At 55.5% G+C, this 17,990-nt stretch carries 13 protein-coding genes; 4 read left to right on the plus strand and 9 right to left on the minus strand.

The genetic code is table 11. The annotated features are described in order from the left end of the window. Position 1: 1 nt before the first annotated feature. The 6 genes from NUV55_RS04925 to NUV55_RS04950 form a co-directional block, all read right to left on the minus strand. Positions 2-1,093 (minus strand): glycosyltransferase, encoded by a 1,092-nt coding sequence (locus NUV55_RS04925; protein ID WP_296670894.1) that lies wholly within the window; start codon positions 1,091-1,093, stop codon positions 2-4. 29 nt (positions 1,094-1,122) lie between these two features. After that, positions 1,123-2,235 (minus strand): hypothetical protein, encoded by a 1,113-nt coding sequence (locus NUV55_RS04930; protein ID WP_296670896.1) that lies wholly within the window; start codon positions 2,233-2,235, stop codon positions 1,123-1,125. After that, entirely contained in the window at positions 2,235-3,389 is a 1,155-nt protein-coding gene (locus NUV55_RS04935) for a glycosyltransferase family 2 protein (RefSeq protein WP_296670898.1), read from the minus strand. Before NUV55_RS04935 ends, NUV55_RS04930 begins: the two co-directional genes overlap by 1 nt. Before the next feature lie 22 nt (positions 3,390-3,411). Further along, a complete protein-coding gene (locus tag NUV55_RS04940) occupies positions 3,412-5,127 on the minus strand; it encodes a phosphotransferase (RefSeq protein WP_296670900.1) in 1,716 nt (571 codons plus the stop codon). 324 nt (positions 5,128-5,451) lie between these two features. Further along, positions 5,452-7,341: a right-handed parallel beta-helix repeat-containing protein gene (locus tag NUV55_RS04945; RefSeq protein WP_296670902.1), complete on the minus strand. Its 1,890-nt coding sequence runs from the start codon at positions 7,339-7,341 to the stop codon at positions 5,452-5,454. A 153-nt stretch (positions 7,342-7,494) separates the two neighbouring features. Continuing rightward, a complete protein-coding gene (locus NUV55_RS04950; protein ID WP_296670905.1) occupies positions 7,495-9,432 on the minus strand; it encodes an Ig-like domain-containing protein in 1,938 nt (645 codons plus the stop codon). Positions 9,433-9,799: 367 nt separating this feature from the next. On the opposite strand from NUV55_RS04950, the gene NUV55_RS04955 reads away from it, so the two are divergent. Beyond that, positions 9,800-10,723 (plus strand): SDR family oxidoreductase, encoded by a 924-nt coding sequence (locus NUV55_RS04955; RefSeq protein ID WP_296670907.1) that lies wholly within the window; start codon positions 9,800-9,802, stop codon positions 10,721-10,723. A gap of 11 nt (positions 10,724-10,734) precedes the next feature. Here NUV55_RS04955 and NUV55_RS04960 read toward each other — a convergent pair whose 3' ends face one another. The 3 genes from NUV55_RS04960 to NUV55_RS04970 form a co-directional block, all read right to left on the minus strand. After that, positions 10,735-11,709 (minus strand): DUF3187 family protein, encoded by a 975-nt coding sequence (locus NUV55_RS04960; protein WP_296670909.1) that lies wholly within the window; start codon positions 11,707-11,709, stop codon positions 10,735-10,737. Between the two features lie 165 nt (positions 11,710-11,874). After that, positions 11,875-12,546, minus strand: a complete 672-nt coding sequence (locus tag NUV55_RS04965) for a TVP38/TMEM64 family protein (RefSeq protein ID WP_296670912.1) — start codon at positions 12,544-12,546, stop codon at positions 11,875-11,877. After that, positions 12,543-13,391: a sterol desaturase family protein gene (locus NUV55_RS04970; RefSeq protein WP_367280355.1), complete on the minus strand. Its 849-nt coding sequence runs from the start codon at positions 13,389-13,391 to the stop codon at positions 12,543-12,545. Before NUV55_RS04970 ends, NUV55_RS04965 begins: the two co-directional genes overlap by 4 nt. 196 nt (positions 13,392-13,587) lie before the next feature. On the opposite strand from NUV55_RS04970, the gene ppsA reads away from it, so the two are divergent. From ppsA to NUV55_RS04985, 3 genes are all read left to right on the plus strand, one after another. Beyond that, positions 13,588-15,981 carry a phosphoenolpyruvate synthase gene (gene ppsA, locus NUV55_RS04975; protein ID WP_296670915.1) on the plus strand — a complete coding sequence of 798 codons (2,394 nt, stop codon included), beginning with the start codon at positions 13,588-13,590 and terminating at the stop codon, positions 15,979-15,981. A 116-nt stretch (positions 15,982-16,097) separates the two neighbouring features. Continuing rightward, positions 16,098-16,814, plus strand: coding sequence for a DsbC family protein (locus NUV55_RS04980; RefSeq protein WP_296670917.1), 717 nt, complete (start codon positions 16,098-16,100; stop codon positions 16,812-16,814). Positions 16,815-16,853: 39 nt separating this feature from the next. Then, positions 16,854-17,939 carry a DUF484 family protein gene (locus NUV55_RS04985; RefSeq protein ID WP_296670918.1) on the plus strand — a complete coding sequence of 362 codons (1,086 nt, stop codon included), beginning with the start codon at positions 16,854-16,856 and terminating at the stop codon, positions 17,937-17,939. The last annotated feature ends 51 nt before the right edge of the window (positions 17,940-17,990 follow it).

Below are 17,990 nucleotides of genomic sequence, written 5' to 3' on the forward strand. Positions count from 1 at the left end.
TTCAGTTGTTGCCGGTGTACAGCTTTTCATAGCGTGACAGCATGGTGGCAAGTGAAAATTCTTTTATAAAGTAATCGTAGCCTTGCCGGCCCATGTCGTCGCGCCCCGTTTTTGAATCAGCCAGCCTTAGCATGGCCTTGACGAGGTCTTCCTGGCTGTCCGGGGCAACCAGCAATCCAGTTTTTCCGTCAATAATGGTTTCCGGTATCCCGCCCACAGCGGTCCCGATAGCCGGCAAACCGGCGCGCATGGCCTCCAGCAAGGCAATTGATATTCCTTCGTAGTGTGATGTCAGCAGGAAGACGTCGGCTTCACGCAGAAGCAAGTCAATATCGTCGCGAAATCCCGGCAGAGTGACTTTGTCATCCAGGCCATTTTCCCGAATAAAGCGCTCCAGCGCCGGCCGTTCCGGGCCATCCCCCACTATCACGAGTCGGACATTCGGATTTCCCTTGGATACTGTGTGAAACGCTCGCAACATCAGTGCGTGATTTTTGATCGGCGCCAGGCGCCCGACTGTCATGAAGGTGACATGCGGGCGTTCCGGCCGTTGTATGAAACTTATATTGTTGGCAGGTATGCCGTTATGTACCGTAATCAGGTGACGTGCGGGTATGCGAATGTCCTTTTCGATATAGCTGCGTATGGCGTCGGATACCGTGGCGATGCGACAAAATCTCCGCGCCAATCTTCTTTCGAGAGTATGGCGGACGGCTATTTTAAAACGTGACAGCCTGGATGGCGCGTAATCTGCGTACGGTCCATGCACGGTATGAATCAGTATGCGCGTACCCGCCAACAGGCCGGCCAGGCCGCCTTCCAGGAATACCGCCCAGTTGTGGGTGTGCACTACGTCGAAACCATGTTTCCTGATCAGGCCGGCCAGTCGCAGTGGCAGCAGGTATTCGTTGCCTTCACCCTTGTCGAGACAGACAATTCGGACACGTTTGTCGGTCTGGGTGCCAAGGACGCCCACGCGTTTCAGGCAGCAGATGGTCACGTCGTGCGAAGCCGCCATGCCGTTGGCCAGACTGACGGTAACTTTCTCGGCACCGCCAAAATCAAGCGATTCGATGATGTGCAAAATGCGCAATCGGATCCCCTATGAACAGATGGCAATAGTCATGATGCCCGCGCAAGTTCCCTGATTTTTTCGTACATTTCCCACGCCGTAACGTAGTGCAGCGAGCATTCGTCTCCGCGGCGGTATTGTCGTTCCAGCTCGGTCCACAGGAGATCGAAACCGCCATTGAACAGCATCTGCATGGAAGGTTCCGTGGCGCCATGCGTGTGGACCTTGATAAACACATGCTCGTCCTTGCCCTTGACGCCAATGGCGCATTCACCCCATAGACGGACGCGCTGCGCACTGGGCGGAGTATCGAAGGAAAGTTCGGCGCTTTCAATTTTGGGAATGATGCCGTAGCGGGCGTCTTTCCAGTTGAGTGTCAGGGGTCCCTGTATCAGAAGGAGTTCATCGGGTTTCCCCCATTCTCCCGTGCGCAGGTCACGTCCGGTATCGTGGGATTTACGCTGTCCGGGACGGCCGCAGGCGAAATAGATCGAGTTGATCTTGCGCGTCTGGGTATCGCTCGGCGCGGACGGCATGGTCATGTCGGCATAACATCCGGTCTCGACCAGGATGTCGATTTCGTTATCCACTCCGCACCAGCGGCCGTCCGGACGTGAATTATCGAGCGCCCAGTTACCGTGGATAAATGAATAGATAATTTTTCCGGTTTCAGGGTCTTTTCGCAGCAGCCGATGCCGCTCGTTTAATGTCTGCACATACCGGCGGATGGTTTCACGAAAATTCTCCGCGCTATCGTTGTCATGATGCAAATGCACTTCAATGTCACCGTAACCGGCGTCACACAAGCCTTTGAGCTGGTCGATCAGGCCGGCATCATATTCCTCGATGGGATAGAAGTAGGTGTGTTTTGGCCGGTTGCCAAAACTGTCCTCGTGTTTATCGGCGATTAGCGGGTATTTCTCCAGCCATTGGCGTACCCGCTCGTTTGCACGCGCCTTGTCGGTTGTCCCGCCATAGGGCTCGTAATGGTCGACGAAACAGAAGTAAACATGACGGGGGGGAGACGGCCGATGAAATATCCGGGAGATCTTCCATGCCAGGTAAGACCCGATCCAGTACTGCATGTTGCGCGAGCGGACAACGCGCCACAGCACGTAGGCGCAGGCGACGAGAATAACAATGACGCTGGAGCTCGCAAGCATCAGCGTTCCGCCTTGCGCCACTGGGTAGTCTGGGTACCAGCGAGGAAACGCCACAGCCCGTGCAAGGCCGCAAGATTCATGGCGCAAAGATAGAAAGGAATATAGAAAACCGCCCGGCGGCCGATTCCTTCGCGCGTAATCCAGCCTAATACGGCAAGCGCATAGAATGCACCCTGAAGGATGATCATGGCGAGAAAAAACGGGGATGAAATCAGCCATAAAGAGGAGATCGCGATCAGGATCATGAACTCCGGGGCAAGCCAGCGCAGCAGCTTGTGCGATACAAAATTAAAGGCAAACCAGGACCGCGGTGGGAGCAGAAAGGCCCAATGCCGGGCAATGGTCTGAAAACCGCCGGATATCATGCGGACTTTCACGTGGAAATCATCCTCGATCCGGATGGAGGCCTGCTCATGGGAAACGGCATGGCGCTCGTACAATACCCGATAACCTTGCTTGATCAGGATGAAGGTAATCTCTGCATCATCGTTGATGAGCATGTTATCAACAGGTTGGTACAGGCTCCGCCGAACCGCAAAAATTTCGCCGTCGGCATTGGTAATGGAGCCCAAACGGCTTTCCGATTCCTTGATGGCTGACTCATATTTCCAGTACAGGCTATCACCTTGGCTCGATTCCCGTTCCGCGGAGTGGTAAATCTGCTTGAGGCCGCACACTCCGCCGACGCGTGGATTGGCAAAGTGCTTGACCAGTTGTCGAAGTGCGTTTTTATCGAATATGTTGTTGGCATCCGAAAAAACCACGATGTCCGAGGTCGCCGAAGCCACGGCACGGTTGAGGGCGGCGGTTTTCCCGCGTCGTTCAGGATCATGCAGTGATAGAACACCCTTGTTCTGGAAGCGTTGCACGATTTGTGGCGTGGAGTCGGTGGATCCGTCTGAAACCACCAGGATGCGCAGTAACTCCACCGGGTAATCCAGATCCAGTGAATTCAGAATTTTCGCCTCAATGACCCGTTCCTCGTTATAGGCAGCAATCACGAGTGTCACGGTTGGTAGCGACTCGCTTGCGGTGCTCAATGTTTCAGCCACCTTACTGCCACCCATCCGGGCCATCAAAATGATGCCGGCCGGGAACAGAAGATAGTTGTAGAGCAGCAGTGCGGCAGAGATGAAAAAAATAGCCTGGGCCATGAAATAGCAGAGATTATTGTAATTAGATGCTCAGTCTGGCAAGACGCTTTTCAACATTGTCGAGCGCATTGAATATATTATGCCGGTCCAGCTCGCGGCGCATAACGTAAATATAGCGGAATCCGATGTGGTGCAAGAGGAAAAGGCACGACAGAACCGTCTTCATGTCTGGTGTTACAGGTATTGTGCTGGCGTAGGATGCCATGACCGTATTTTCGTGGTTTGTAAGGTTCTCATCGAGAATCACTTCACGATAGGCCGCAAAGAAGTCGTGCTCTTGCGTCATGATGCGGTTGTAAACGAGCAGATACATCAAATCGAGCCATGGCAGATTATCCCGACGCGAGTGTTCCCAGTCGATAATGCCGTTGATCTCAAGAGTCTTCTTGTCAAAGATGAGATTTTCCAGCTTGTAGTCACCGTGGAGCCAGACAGTGGCTATGTTTCTGCCAGGAACGACGCGGCGCAAGTGGGCCTCAATTTTCTCCATGATTTGCCGCGTATCAGGATAAGTGGCGATGACCTGCCTGATCAGCGAGCCGAACAGGCCATCAAAGACGGCCTCATCGATGGAAATCTCGCGCGTGGTGATCTGATTGAAGCGAATTAGAAAGTCCACCGCGTTGCACGTGAGTCGTTCCAACTCGCGCACACGACGATCGATGGTCATGCCCGGGATCTCGCTGATGGCGAAATAGGTCATGTCACCGATCGAACACTCGGTATACAAGCGCGGTAGCCGTGAGGCAAGAAACGGTGAAACCGCGCGCACCTCGTTAACGATGACTATTTCCTTCCGGCGCCAGTCCAGCACTCTGGCAACTTTGGGAATAACGATGATGACGTTTTGTTTGTCGTCTCCGTTATTACCCAGGGTGATGATGGCCTTGCCGGGGAGCGAAAGGTAACGTTGAAAGCCGAAACTTTTCCCAGCGGTTTTAGACAGAATATTCCGAGCGCACAGATCATCAATAAAACTTTCTAATGGCAATGGAAGGTTCTGGTTCTTGGAGCAGACCAGTCCATAAGCTGGCGCCAGAAATCTGGCACCGGTCTTTCCAAGAACGATTTGTTTTAATCTCTCGCTGGTGGCAAGGCTGTTTTTTGTTGAGCGGTAACCGGATGGCGCAATGATCTCGTGGACATTATCGTTCTCCACCAGATAAGGGTGAGCACGGAGGTGGAGGAAACCGGCCTGCCGAATCAGATTCTTGGCACGATGCATGGGTGTCAGGCGGGAACCTTTCGACGGGCTGCCAGATGAATTCAGCACCCGTCTGAGCAGGCGGGCATAACCATATGGATTTTTTGCTCCGAAATGGGCAAACCCCCCGGGTTTCAGAACGCGATAAGTTTCACTGAAAAGCGTTGATGTGAGTGAAGCGAAAGGACTGGCCGCGATTGCCTCATCAGCATGTAATGTCGCTACTACGTCGTGATGAATAAAGGCATGGAAGGAATTATCCGGAAATGGAAACCTGGCAGTTTCAAGCGGCACGTGGATAACTTCCACGTTCTGGATGTTCATCGAGGCGAGACGGTGCTGGATGATGTGCACAGTCACGGGGCAGGGATGAATGACGGTTACCGAAACCCCGGTTTCGGCGAAGGCGGCCGCGGTGTTACCAAAGCGGGCATCGAGACACAGCACTGAGTCGGAAGCGGATAGTGCCGGCAGGATATGCCGCCAACTGTCCTTGTCGTAGGACCAGGCTTGCTCGACATATTTATCCGCCACGGCGCGCGGAAGTGTGTCCAGCAGCCGTATCAGCTCATCATCCCATCCATAATAATTCGCCAGCTCGCCCAGCGTCTGGCCCGGACGGCTGTTCAAGGAACGCACCCAGGAAGTGACTGATTTGGCCGGGACAGATTCAGTTCTATGTGATCAGGATAGGAGCGCACGTATTTGCTGCAAACCAGTTGTTTGCAGTGCCCGGATAATTCCGAAGCAGCACTTTACCAGCCCCGGTGCCCGTTCTCTAGGGTTGGTACCTGCGCGAATACCGTGGAAATAGGGCCCACGGGGCATGAAGCCCCTTGGGGAGAGCGCTAAACCAATTTAATTGGACTCGTAGGCGCCCATATCGAAAGTGACGCCCTGTGGCCTTGAGGCACCGAGGATGTCGGCCAGCGGCGCCAGGACGTTATTCAACGAGATGCGCCCGGTATCTATCGCCGGTGCTCCGGCCTTGAGTTGATAGTTGGCCGCGCCGGCGTTGACAAACAGGCTTGATGAGGTGGTCGTGAACGAATTGGCGTCAAAGCCGGCTGTTTGCCAGGCGCTCAGGTTCACAATAGAGCTTTCGCCGTTGTAGGTGAGACGACCAACGAGGGCATTGTTGTTGCTTACGAAGTTGGTGTTGGGCATGGAAATGCTGCCCGTGCTGCTGTTTTCGCTCAACAGAATATTGTTGAAGATCACATGTCCACCAAGATCCTCGCTGAATTTTATGGCCCAACCGCCACCGCTGGGTACGATCAGGGTGTTGTTGATGACCTTGATGTTTTTTGGACCTTGGGCTGAATCGATACGAAAGAGGCGCAAGGCATTGCGGCCATTGCCGTACATCAGGTTATTTTGGAACACGGAGTCTTGCACGCCGTCAGCATCGACACCGTTGTCGTTGTTGTTATAAAGAATATTGTTTTCAACGGTGAGCCCGCTGTGCAGTCCGTCGCCGCCGATACTGCTGTCGCCGTTGAAATGAATCCCGTTCTTGAAGTTATTGAAGCAGCGGTTGCCGCGCAGGACGGTGTTATCCGACCCGCCGTTGGCGAGATAGATGCCATGGCTGGTGACAGCGCCGCTCGCGATGTTTCCTTCAATCAGTGAATCGGCGGTTTGCGACATGTAAATATTCATGAAACCGGAATTTTGCACGGTGTTGTTACGAATAATCACGCCGCGCATGGGACTGGTGGCCGAGGCATTGTGCGAGGCAATGCCGGCATCCGGCATACCGACGACGGTGAATCCCTCGATAGTGACGTAATTGGCATTGCTGAGGGTGATACCTTCGCTGTTGCTGTTGGCCTGGTTGATGACGGCCGAACTGCCCGCGGCCTTGACCACGATGCGGCTGGACGAGGTGCCGTCTGCCGAAATGGTGAAGCCGGTGTAGCTACCGTCATGCACCAGGATGGTGTCGCCCGGACGCACAACGTTGACCGCCGCCTGGATGGTGGAATACTCCTGGTTGGCTCCCGCTGTGTCTTCGACGCACAGAACTGTAGATATGCTGCATTCCAGCGAGGTAGAAACGGAATAAGCCACCGTCAACACATCGGTATTCTGGTTCCCCGCTGCATCCCGTGCCGTCACCGTGATGACGTTGCTTCCGCTCTGCAGCGTAATGCTGCCAACGCTCCACGAAGTGGTGCCGCTCGCCGTGCCGCTGCCGCCACGACTGTTCGACCAGGTTACCTGGGTGACGCCGACATTGTCCGAGGCCGAACCCGCCAGCGTCATTGTTCCGCTCGTGGTGGTATAGCCGGAGGCGCTGGTAGGCGAGGAGATGGTGACGACGGGAGCCGTCGTATCGCCCGGTATGGTGGTGGAATAGGTGACGACCAGAGTGTCGGTCGCGGTATTACCGGCCGCGTCGCGCGCTGTTACCGTGAGCGTATTTGATCCGCTTTGCAACGTAATGCCGGACGCATTCCACGCTGTCGTGCCGCTGGCTGTGCCGCCGCCGCCGCGGCTGTTGGTCCAGTTGACCTGAGTCACGCCGACGTTGTCTGATGCTGTGCCGCCCAGGTTAATCGTGGCGCTGCTCGTGCTGTAGCTCGAGCTGCTTGTCGGGCTGGAGATGGTTACCGACGGTGAAGATGTGTCCGTCGGCGCAGGGGGTGGTGAACTATTGGTTGGCGTAGTGTTGCTGTTCGCGCCTTGGCCGCAGCCGGTAACGAGAAATATAACTAAAGAAAGAATGAGGGGGTATTTGAACATTGTGTTTCTCCAGACGGCTATCGGAGCCATTCGTTATGTCACCCCCACGGGACATTACGGACAGACTCCAAACTGAAATGGACTGCTTAAGGACGCTCAGGTATTTCTCCTGACGGTTAACGGAGCAATCTTTCATGTCACTTACACGGAACATTACGGATAAACTCCAGATGGAATCGGATTGCCTAGGTACTCCCAGATGTAAGTGGTCAGTGTTACCGGCCCTACGTTGCCAAGGCGCTGGCCAGTGGAACAAAAGCCACGCGTGGTGTTGACGCACATCTCGCGCTTGATGCGATCCTCATTCGGCCACGGCCACAAGGCCGTAGACGTAAGCGTGTTGTAACCCGATTCGCCAAAACGGCTGTCGTTGCTGCCGTACCGGTTGAGCACGTTGGCGCCGATATCCGCGCCACCGTTGCCCTTGCCTTTGAGGAACGAGCCGGATTCGACGCGGGTGATGTATTTGAGTGAAGGCGTGGCGCCATCGGCTTGCGGGTTCGAGGTATAGCAACCGACTGAGCAGGTTGTGTTGTTATAGGCGCTGGAGCGGGCGTTATAGGCGTCCACGTAGCTGGGCTTGTAGGCCGAATTGATCCCATAGCGCCCGGAGTTTGTAGAAATCACGTTACGCAGGGTGCCGCCGGACAATTCTGGCGCTACACGGATACTGTCCCCGGTTCTGCCGTAGGCCGTGAGGTTTTCCAGAAGATTATTGCTGCCGGAGCGCGCAATATTGAAACCTTCACCATCTGCATCCCATGCCACGGCATTGGAAATCCTGATGGTCGGATCTACGGTCCCGCCCACGTCCGGTTCCATGTAGTAGCCCGTATCGGGCGCTTTGAGAGAAATAGTTCCGAGCCATTCAGCACGGCCGAAATTGGGACCGGGCGCGTGCTGGGCTACCGCAAAATCACCATAGGGTTCGTCGGTGGCGGCCAGAATGCGGTCTACGACGATGACGTTCTGGACCGAAACGTCCATGGAGTTGTAGACCGTAAAACCAACATTGGGATTGCCGCTGCCGTTGCAACCGGACGTGCCGCATCCGTCGCCGCGCACGACCACGCGTCGCCATACATTGTGATGTGAGCGGTAGTTAATGGCGATGATGCGTTCGCCCGAAGCCCACACCCAGACATCCTCGATCAGGTTGTAGTCGTTACCATTATCGTGGTCGTTGGTGCCGATACCGAAGGATCCATGGAAACCGCAATCCTTGATGGTGACGTAGCTGGTGTTATATAGATCGCCGCCACCTTCGAAAGTGATGCCCTGGATCTTGATGAAACTGTCTTTGCGGGTGGAGCGGCCGATAAACAGACCGCCCTGAACCGTGACATTGCCCGGGTTCAGTGCATGCACATAAGTCACATTGCTCAGGCTGGTCCCGGAGGGTGGCTGAGCGGAACCGGAGCCCTGATAGTTGATATATCCCGTCCCCGCAGAAGATGAATAATTGCCATCCAGCAGAATCAATTCATCGCCCGCAGTCATGCTGCCGAAGGCCTTGGCGAAAGATTTCCACGGACTGGCAAGCGAGAGTCCGTTATTGGCAGTGTCGCTGCCTGTTGGAGAGAGATAATAGGTTGCACGGCTTCCTGAGCCGCTGTTGTACGAAACAATCAGCGTATCGATGCCGGTATTACCTGCCGCATCGCGCGCCGTTACCGTAATGGTATTGGTGCCATTTTGTAGCGTGACGCTGCCAACGTTCCATGAGATGGAGCCACTGGCCGTTCCGCTGCCACCCAAGCTGTTCGACCAGGTTACTTGCGTGACGCCAGTATTGTCTGAAGCGCTGCCGGCAAGATTGATGGTGTTGCCGGGAGAAGCGTAACTGGCGCTGCTGGTCGGACTGATAATTGTGACAATCGGCCTGGTTGTATCGCCTGAATTGCCACCGGAGACGCCGCTCGATCCGCCGGAGGTTGTTCCGGAGCTGCTGGTAGCCGGGCTGTTGCCACTTTCGCTCGCTCCACCGCCGCAGGCGGTCAGAAGAAAGACAAAAATAAAAAGAAGGATGACAAGTGGCTGAAAGGCAGAGATGTTGCTCGACGCGAAGCGTAGCCCGCTAGTAGTTTCCATTTAGTTTCCCTGACCTCATCCGCGAGATCGATTAACAGCACATTGCGACTTTCACTACCCCGCAATCGCGAATCTGCTGTTCGCTTTGTCAGGCACTTTCCGCAAATATATCAGCTGGAAACAGCTCCAAAACATTGGAAACTGATTTACGGATGTTTATGACTGATGAGTGGCAATTGCCCCGATAAAAGCAAAAAACCGGGTACCCGACGGTTACCGGTTTCGGTCCGCCAGGGCTGTCGGCCATGGAAAAAATGTCTGGGCAGCTCCAAACCCTGACTGCCTGCTGGCACCGGCTATGGTACATTCCGGTTTTAGTGTGAGCGGAACACATGCCGATACCGGTCAATACAAGCAGGAATAATAAATGAAGGTGCTGGTTACCGGCGGTGCCGGATTTATCGGCTCGCATCTGGTGGAAAAATTACTCGCGGCGGGAGACCGTATACGGGTGGTGGACGATCTTTCCACTGGCAGGCGCGACAATCTTGTCAGGCATGAGGCGCTTGAATTTATCGAGGGCGATATTCGTGATGCCGGGTTGATTGACCGATGCGCCAAGCAGATGGATGCCGTGGTGCATCTCGCCGCTGTCGCCTCGGTACAGGCGAGCATGGACGATCCTGTTCGCACGCATCAGGTCAATTTTGACGGAACCCTGAATTTGCTCGAGGCATCGCGCCTTCAAGGCGTTAAACGGTTTATCTATGCCTGTTCCGCAGCAGTTTATGGCGACACCGAGACCATTCCGGTCCCGGAAGAGGCGATCCCTAAACCATTGTCGCCTTACGCCATAGACAAGTTGTCCGGCGAGCATTACCTGCTTCACTATTATCGGGCCTATGGTTTGGCCGCCACATCCTTCCGGTTTTTTAATATTTACGGTCCACGTCAGGATCCGTCATCACCCTACTCGGGCGTCATCAGTATTTTTGTGGAACGATTGATGCGCAACCAGCCGATTACAGTATTTGGCGATGGAGTGCAGACGCGTGATTTCGTTTACGTGGCTGATCTGGCTGACTTGCTCGTGCGGTCGGCGCATGGAATGGAAGGCAACGGCGGCGTGTTTAACGTTGGCACCGGCAAGCGTCACTCGCTCCTGCAATTGCTGACGAACCTGGAGAAAATATCAGGAAAAAAAATCGAGCGACATCACAAACCCACGCGACCCGGCGATATTCAACATTCCTGCGCCGATGTGACTCGCCTGAAAAAAACGTTTGGCAGCGCGCCGGCGACGCTTTTCGAGGAAGGTTTGAAAAAACTACTCGCGTCGCTCGGTATTTGATGCTTTTTTATTCAAAAGGATGTAGTCAAAGACAGGTTGAACGCCACATCAGGTGCCGCACCGACCACCATATCCTCCGATATCGAGAACACGAAAGATTTTCGTGGTGCAAATTCCCAGTCCAGCCCCAGCAACCCCTGTACGGCGTACCTGCCTAATTGCCGCAATCCGCTGTCACTGTAAAACGGGCTGTGCACGTCCAGCTGTGCGTTGAATGTCAGTTGCGGGAAGAATTGCTGGCTGATTCCAAAGACACCGAAGGCCACGAGATGGCGTTGCTGCGCCGGCATGACATTTCCTTCGCTCATTAACAGCAGCCCACCTCCGCCATAAAGATTCCATTTATCAGGCTGACGGGTAGTGGCTGCGCTCATCCAGCCGGCCAGATCCGTACTCCCGCTGCCCAGCAGATCGGCTTCGTTGCCGGTGGGTAGCTTGAGGCTCACGCGCCAGGCAGCGGTATAGCTGTCAGAAGCTATCTTTGCGGTGACCGGCATCCCGGCGGTCAAACGCAAATCACCCACGCCGCTGACGGCGCGGTTGAGGTTCACCAGATTTACGCCCTGGCGCTCGTAGCGGTAATCAATCCGGTTGCGCGGAAGATCGGTGCGACCATTCTGCGGCAGGCCGAGAATGTCGTGGAATTCCTCAATGGACATGTCCAGAAATCCGCCATTGTGTGACACATAAGGCAGATCAAAACCCCATTCCCTGTTCCCGGGCAGGCCCTGGCGCCAGTGCAGCGTCAAACGCCGGGTTTCTCCATCCAGGCTCAGGGCTTCAGCGCTGCTGCTGGCGCCGGTGAAATGATTGGCAAGTTGCAGATGAAGCGCCAAAGCCGACTCATCCGGGCCCAAAACACGCGATTCCCCCAGGGCGGGCAGACCATATATTTGTATCAGGGGGCTTTGGTTAAAGCTGTAAAGCGGTCTCACGGTCTGGGCACCTGTTTCGGCCCAGGCAAGGCTGCCAGAAAGGGTCGCCACGCATAGCAAAAAGGTGGTGCAGGGAAGATTGGCGAGGCGCAAAGGGAAGAGGCTATAAGTTATTAGTTAATTATATTGGCCGCTAATCCTGCCACATTCCATCTTTTTTTCCAGCCATTTATTTAAAGAGATTGCTGGAATTTCTAGACAACACTGTAACGGTTGTTATTTGTTGTTGCTGCGCTTTCCGGTCCGACGAAAACGTTTGACGAAGCGCGGGAGGAAAACCAGCGCGGCCACCAGTCCCAGGGCGATCAGAATCTTGTGGATCATTCCTTCAGCCCCCTGTGCGACTTCTCGTCCGGCATAGCCGATATAGGTAAAGGCGAAGGCCCCCGGGAGCATGAACACGTAAGTGGCCAGGATGTAGTGCGCGAGGCGTATACGTGTCAGACCCAGCGCATAATTGAGCAGGAAAAACGGAAATAACGGCATCAGCCGGGTGAATGCCACGAAGCGCCAGCCTTCTTCTTGTACGCCCTGCATCAATTGTTTCACGCGATCACCGGCCTTGCGCGCGGCCCATTCAGAAGCAAGATAACGCGCAACAAGAAAAGCCAGGGTGGCGCCGAGTGTGGCGCCCGTCAGGTTATAAAATGTTCCGGCGAGCGGACCAAACAGCGCGCCGCCCGCGAACGTGAGGATCGAACCTGGGAGAAACAATACCGTGGCGATAGCGTAGATGATCATGAACAGGAGTGGACCCCATAAACCTGCCTCCTTGATTACGTCGTCCAGCGTCTCAAAGCTCAGCCGGTCGCGGTAGAAAAAGGCCACGATGATGCCCGCCGCCAGCATCAATGCCAGGACGATACGCGCCCAACGCTCCAGTTTCATTTTGAGGAATTCCAGCGGCGGTTGATGGCATATCCGGTTACCTTGCCTGCGAATGGAATGGTCAGCATCCCCCAAAGCCGTTCCGTCTGTCGCGGCTGGCGGAATTCGCGAATACCGATGGTCATTTTCTGGTGGCCATGTTCCGGTTGGTCTCGGTATGTGTCAAGCAAGCGGTCCCACCATGAAAGATTGAATCCAAAGTTGCTGTTGGTTTCATGATCCAGGATGGAATGGTGCACACGATGCATGTCCGGTGTCACGATCATGCTGCGGAGGAGGCGATCAAGCGAACGCGGCATGCGGACATTGCTGTGATTAAACATGGAGGCGGTACTGAGCAGAATTTCGAAAATGATGACCGCCAGTACCGGTGGCCCCAGTACCAGAATGACCGCGAACTTGATAACCATTGAAAGGATTATCTCAATGGGGTGGAAACGCGCGCCAGTGGCGACATCAAAATCCAGATCGGCATGGTGCACTCTGTGCAGCCGCCATAATACCGGGATGGCATGGAACATGACGTGTTGCAGGTATATCGCAAGATCCAACACCATCACAGAGACAACGAGGGCGGCAGCGTCGGGGATGTAAAACTGATTCAGTACGCCCCATTCATTTTCATATGCTAGAAGCGCCACCCCTACGGCGCCCAGCGGGAAAATAAACCGCAGCAGAAAGCTGTTCAGGAATACGATGGCCAAATTGTTTGCCCAGCGTGCGGCTTTGGGCAGTGACAGTTTGCGCCGCGGGGCCAGAATTTCCCATAACGCCATGGTGGCCAGGATTCCGAAAAAGAATCCCAAACGCATGGCAGGCTCATGACTCTGAATGAATTCAGTGATGGTCAAGCGTGATATAAAATCTGTTGAGCAATCAAAACAGCTTATCACGAGGAGATGGTATGTATTCGGGCCTGGTGGCGTAACATCATGATTTTTAGATTCATCGCTCTGTCGTCCAACGGCAATAGCTTTGAAAGGCTTTGATCCGGAACTTCATTGGAAATTGGTCTGGTTTGCGCTATTTTGTGCCCTCGTCATGCGTTATATCCGCAAATTTTCCGAGCTGGGGATTAACGACGTCCCCGTCGTCGGAGGCAAGAATGCTTCTCTGGGCGAGATGTTTCGCCACTTGAGCGCCGAGGGTGTGCGGGTTCCCGACGGATTTGCCACCACCTCCGAAGCCTATCGGCATTATCTGGACCACAATCAACTCACCGAACGCATTCAGGCGCGCCTGACGGGAGTCAACTCGGACGATCTTGCACAGCTGGGTCAGGCCGGCAGCGAGATTCGCCGCTGGATTCAGGAGGCCAGCATGCCAGCGGACCTGATCGGGGAAATCACGGCGGCTTACGAAAACCTGGCGCGGCAATACGGGCCGGAACCGGATGTGGCCGTGCGCAGTTCGGCCACGGCCGAAGACCTTCCCAATGCTTCTTTTGCCGGTCAGCAGGATACTTTCCTTAATATTCGTGGCGCTGAAAATCTCCTGGTGATTTGCCGGCGTGTTTTCGCCTCGCTTTTCAATGACCGGGCGATTTCCTATCGCGTGCACCAGGGATTCGACCACGCGCAGGTGGCGCTCTCGATCGGCGTGCAGAAAATGGTACGTTCTGACATTGCATCCTCCGGCGTGATGTTTACGCTCGATACCGAAACCGGATTCCGTGATGTCGTCTTCATCAATGCTGCCTATGGTCTCGGTGAGAATGTGGTGCAGGGGGCGGTCAATCCGGATGAATTTTATGTCTTCAAGCCGACACTCATGGAAGGCAAGCGACCGATTCTCAAGCGCCATCTCGGCAGCAAGGCCATCAAGATGATCTATGCGGAGAATGCCGCGGACGACAATCCAACACGAAACATCACGGTGCCGCAGGCGGATCGATTGCGGTTCTCCGTGACGGATGACGAGGCGCTGGAGCTCGCGCGGTTCGCCGTGAAAATCGAGCAGCATTATTCGAAACTCGCGGGTCAGGACCGTCCCATGGATATCGAATGGGCCAAAGACGGCGTGGATGGCAAGCTGTACATTGTGCAGGCACGCCCTGAAACGGTGCGCTCACGCGAAGCGCGCGATGTGTATGAGGTTTATGCGCTGGAATCGCGCGGTAAGTTACTCACCTCCGGCAAAAGTGTCGGCCGCCGCATCGCGGGTGGCGCCGCGCATGTGATCGAGAAAGCGGCTGACATGTCGAAATTGCGCGCTGGCGAAGTGCTGGTGACCGACATGACCGATCCTGACTGGGAGCCGGTAATGAAAACCGCCGCTGCCATCGTTACCAATCGTGGCGGTCGTACGTGCCACGCCGCTATCGTTGCGCGTGAACTGGGCATCCCAGCCATCGTGGGTTGCGGTGATGCTACCGAGGTTATTCGCAGTGGCGTGAAGGTGACGGTGAGTTGTGCCGAGGGCGATACCGGACAGGTTTACGAGGGCGAGCAGAAATTTCGCATCGACCGGATATCGCTGGATTCCGCGCAAAGGCCGCGCACGAAAATCATGATGAATGTCGGCAATCCCGACCAGGCCTTTGAAAACTCTTTCCTGCCGAATGACGGCGTGGGTCTCGCGCGCCTGGAATTCATCATCAATCACAGCATCCAGGCACACCCGCGCGCGCTGCTGGAATATGACAAACTCGGCCAGGATGAACAGCGGCACATCGACCGGCTGACAGCGGGGTATACGGATCGCCGCACCTACTTTATCAGTCGCCTTGCCGAGGGTATCGGCACCATCGCCGCTGCGTTTCACCCCAAGCCAGTCATTGTGCGTCTGAGCGATTTCAAATCGAACGAATACGCCTCGCTGTTCGGCGGCGCCGGTTTCGAGCCCAAGGAGGAAAATCCCATGCTCGGTCTGCGTGGGGCCTCGCGCTATTACTCCGAATCCTTCCGCGACAGTTTTGCCATGGAGTGTGCGGCGCTCAAGCAGGTGCGCGAAGACATGGGGCTGGACAATGTTGTCGTGATGATCCCGTTTGTGCGCAGTGTGGACGAGGCGAAAACTGTGTTGGCGGTCATGCGCACGCATGGACTCGAGCGCGGAAAGGCAGGGCTTAAGGTCTACCTCATGTGCGAGATCCCCGCGAATGCCTTGCTGGCGGAGGACTTCCTGCAGCACCTGGACGGTTTTTCCATTGGCTCCAACGATCTGACCCAGCTGACCTTGGGCGTGGACCGCGATTCGGGACTCGTGACCGGCTTTGACGAGCGCAACCCGGCGGTGCTCAAGCTCATGGAGATGGCCATCCAGACTGCCCGCAAAATGGGCAAATACGTCGGTATCTGCGGGCAGGCCCCGTCGGATTATCCCGAGATCACCACCTGGCTCGTGCGGCAGGGCATCGAGTCCATATCGCTCAATCCTGACAGTGTCATTCCCATGACGCGCGTGGTGCATCAGGCAGAGCAGTCGCTCAAGTAACGGCGAACTGAAATAGCCAACCATCGTCTAACATTGTCAGTGGGTGTCTTTGCCCAGTAAGATCACGGCTGGCACAGCCGCCTGACCCATAACCCAGACCAGCGAGAAATCATTTCATGTTACGATTATTTTTACTTTGTCTTACCAGCCTCGCCGTATCTTTACCCGTCATTGCCGGCGAGCCGGAAGTGAGTCAGATCAAAGCAGAACTTGTCCGTGCCTTCCCCGAGCTCAGCCCGGCGATCGTCAAGCCCTCTCCCGTACCCGGGATGTACGAGGTTGAAATTGATTCCAAGATTTTCTACGCCACGAGCGACGGCAAGCATCTCTTCATGGGCGATGTAATGGATTTGCGTTCGAAGAGTAACCTGACTGAGATCCGGCGCGCAGCGATTCGCACGCGCCTGCTCAATGAGGTAGGTGAAGAAAACATGATCGTAATCGGCCCGGACAAGCCCAAGCGCACGCTTACGGTATTTACCGACGTGGACTGCAGTTACTGCGCCAAGTTTCATCTTGAGGTGCCTGAGCTCAACAAGCAGGGCGTAAAGGTGCGTTACCTGTTTTATCCGCGCACCGGCATCGGTTCGGAGAGTTATAAGCGCGCGGTGGCGGTGTGGTGCGCGGACGATCGCGTGAAGGCTATCGGCATCGCCAAGGCCGGCGGCAAGCTGAACATGAAAACCTGCCCCAATCCGGTGGAAAGCCATTTCCAGCTAGGCCAGCGACTGGACGTCAATGGAACGCCCTCAATTTTCGTTGATAATGGTAAAGTGTTGCCGGGCTATATCCCGGCGCCACGGCTGCTCGGCATGCTTGGTCTCAAGAGCTGATTGCCGCGCCATCGGGACAGCGATTTGCGAGACCGAGGCATGGAACAGGGAACCACGACTCAGCAGGATCGGGAATGGGTGAGGCTTCGCAACCAGTTGCGCGATAATGAGCGCATCTGGTCCGGTTTTCGCCAGATAGAAGTACGCATGATTGGCTCACCATCGCTTCCCGATCTCATCCATATCGTCACCGCAGGCATTCCCGAGACGTTTCCCGGCATTGATTGTGTCACGGTGGCCTGTGTCGATCCTGAATACGAAATGACCCGTCTCATCGAAGACGGTGCCGAGCCGGGTTCCGGGGCGCGCCGCTTTATCGCCCTGCCGCGCGAGACACTGGATGGGCTGTTCACGCGCCCGTGGCGTCCCCGTCTGGGTCCGGTGGATGAGCGCCTCCATTCACTGCTTTTTTCCGGACATTCCTGCGCCTCGGGCTCAGTGGCGCTGGCGCCGCTGGTTCGACGCGGCGAACTGATTGGAAGCCTCAATCAAGGTAGCCGCCATGCGAGCCATTTCGCGCATGGCATTGCCACGGATCTGCTGGAGCATCTGGCGGCGGTCGCTGCCATGTGCATCGATAACTCCATCAATCACGAAAGGCTCAAGCTCGACGGACTCACGGACCCCCTGACGGGAATTTCCAATCGCCGGTTTTTCGGACGCCGGCTGGCCGAAGAAGTGGAGCGCTGGGCGCGGCAATCCGGTCCGCTGGTGTGCATGCTGGTGGATGTGGATTTCTTCAAGCAGGTAAACGACCAGTACGGTCATCAGGTCGGAGACAGGGTGCTGCGCCAGATAGCGAGCCTGCTCGGCCAGGATTTGCGTGGCAGTGACGTGCTGGCGCGTTATGGCGGCGAAGAATTTGTGCTGCTCCTGCCGGGCACCACCCCTGCGCAGGGTGCCGCGATTGCCGAACGCCTGCGTTCCAGTGTTGAACACAGCGCCTTTATTATTCCGGAAGGGGTTGATCTGGATGTCACGGTGAGTGTCGGTTTGGCCTGTCTCCATCCTGGCGTGGATTCCTACGGGCCCGACCCCGCCGCCTGGCTGTTCGAGCAGGTGGACGCCGCGCTTTACCAGGCCAAGGAAACGGGACGCAACCGCGTGGTCCAGGCCCAGTCATAGAAAACCTAGAACCACGGGGAGCACGGGGAACAGCAAAAATTAAAGAGTAGA

The sequence above is a fragment of the Sulfuricaulis sp. genome (genome assembly GCF_024653915.1).
GTDB lineage: Bacteria > Pseudomonadota > Gammaproteobacteria > Acidiferrobacterales > Sulfurifustaceae > Sulfuricaulis.

What these genes read in the sequence shown, in the direction of transcription:
- NUV55_RS04935 (WP_296670898.1), bottom strand. Translation starts at nt 3,389, where the DNA reads ATGGCCCAGGCTATTTTTTTCATCTCTGCCGCACTGCTGCTCTACAAC.
- NUV55_RS04985 (WP_296670918.1), top strand. Translation starts at nt 16,854, where the DNA reads ATGGAACAGGGAACCACGACTCAGCAGGATCGGGAATGGGTGAGGCTT.
- NUV55_RS04955 (WP_296670907.1), top strand. Translation starts at nt 9,800, where the DNA reads ATGAAGGTGCTGGTTACCGGCGGTGCCGGATTTATCGGCTCGCATCTG.
- NUV55_RS04965 (WP_296670912.1), bottom strand. Translation starts at nt 12,546, where the DNA reads ATGAAACTGGAGCGTTGGGCGCGTATCGTCCTGGCATTGATGCTGGCG.
- NUV55_RS04980 (WP_296670917.1), top strand. Translation starts at nt 16,098, where the DNA reads ATGTTACGATTATTTTTACTTTGTCTTACCAGCCTCGCCGTATCTTTA.
- NUV55_RS04950 (WP_296670905.1), bottom strand. Translation starts at nt 9,432, where the DNA reads ATGGAAACTACTAGCGGGCTACGCTTCGCGTCGAGCAACATCTCTGCC.
- NUV55_RS04930 (WP_296670896.1), bottom strand. Translation starts at nt 2,235, where the DNA reads ATGCTTGCGAGCTCCAGCGTCATTGTTATTCTCGTCGCCTGCGCCTAC.
- NUV55_RS04945 (WP_296670902.1), bottom strand. Translation starts at nt 7,341, where the DNA reads ATGTTCAAATACCCCCTCATTCTTTCTTTAGTTATATTTCTCGTTACC.
- ppsA (WP_296670915.1), top strand. Translation starts at nt 13,588, where the DNA reads ATGCGTTATATCCGCAAATTTTCCGAGCTGGGGATTAACGACGTCCCC.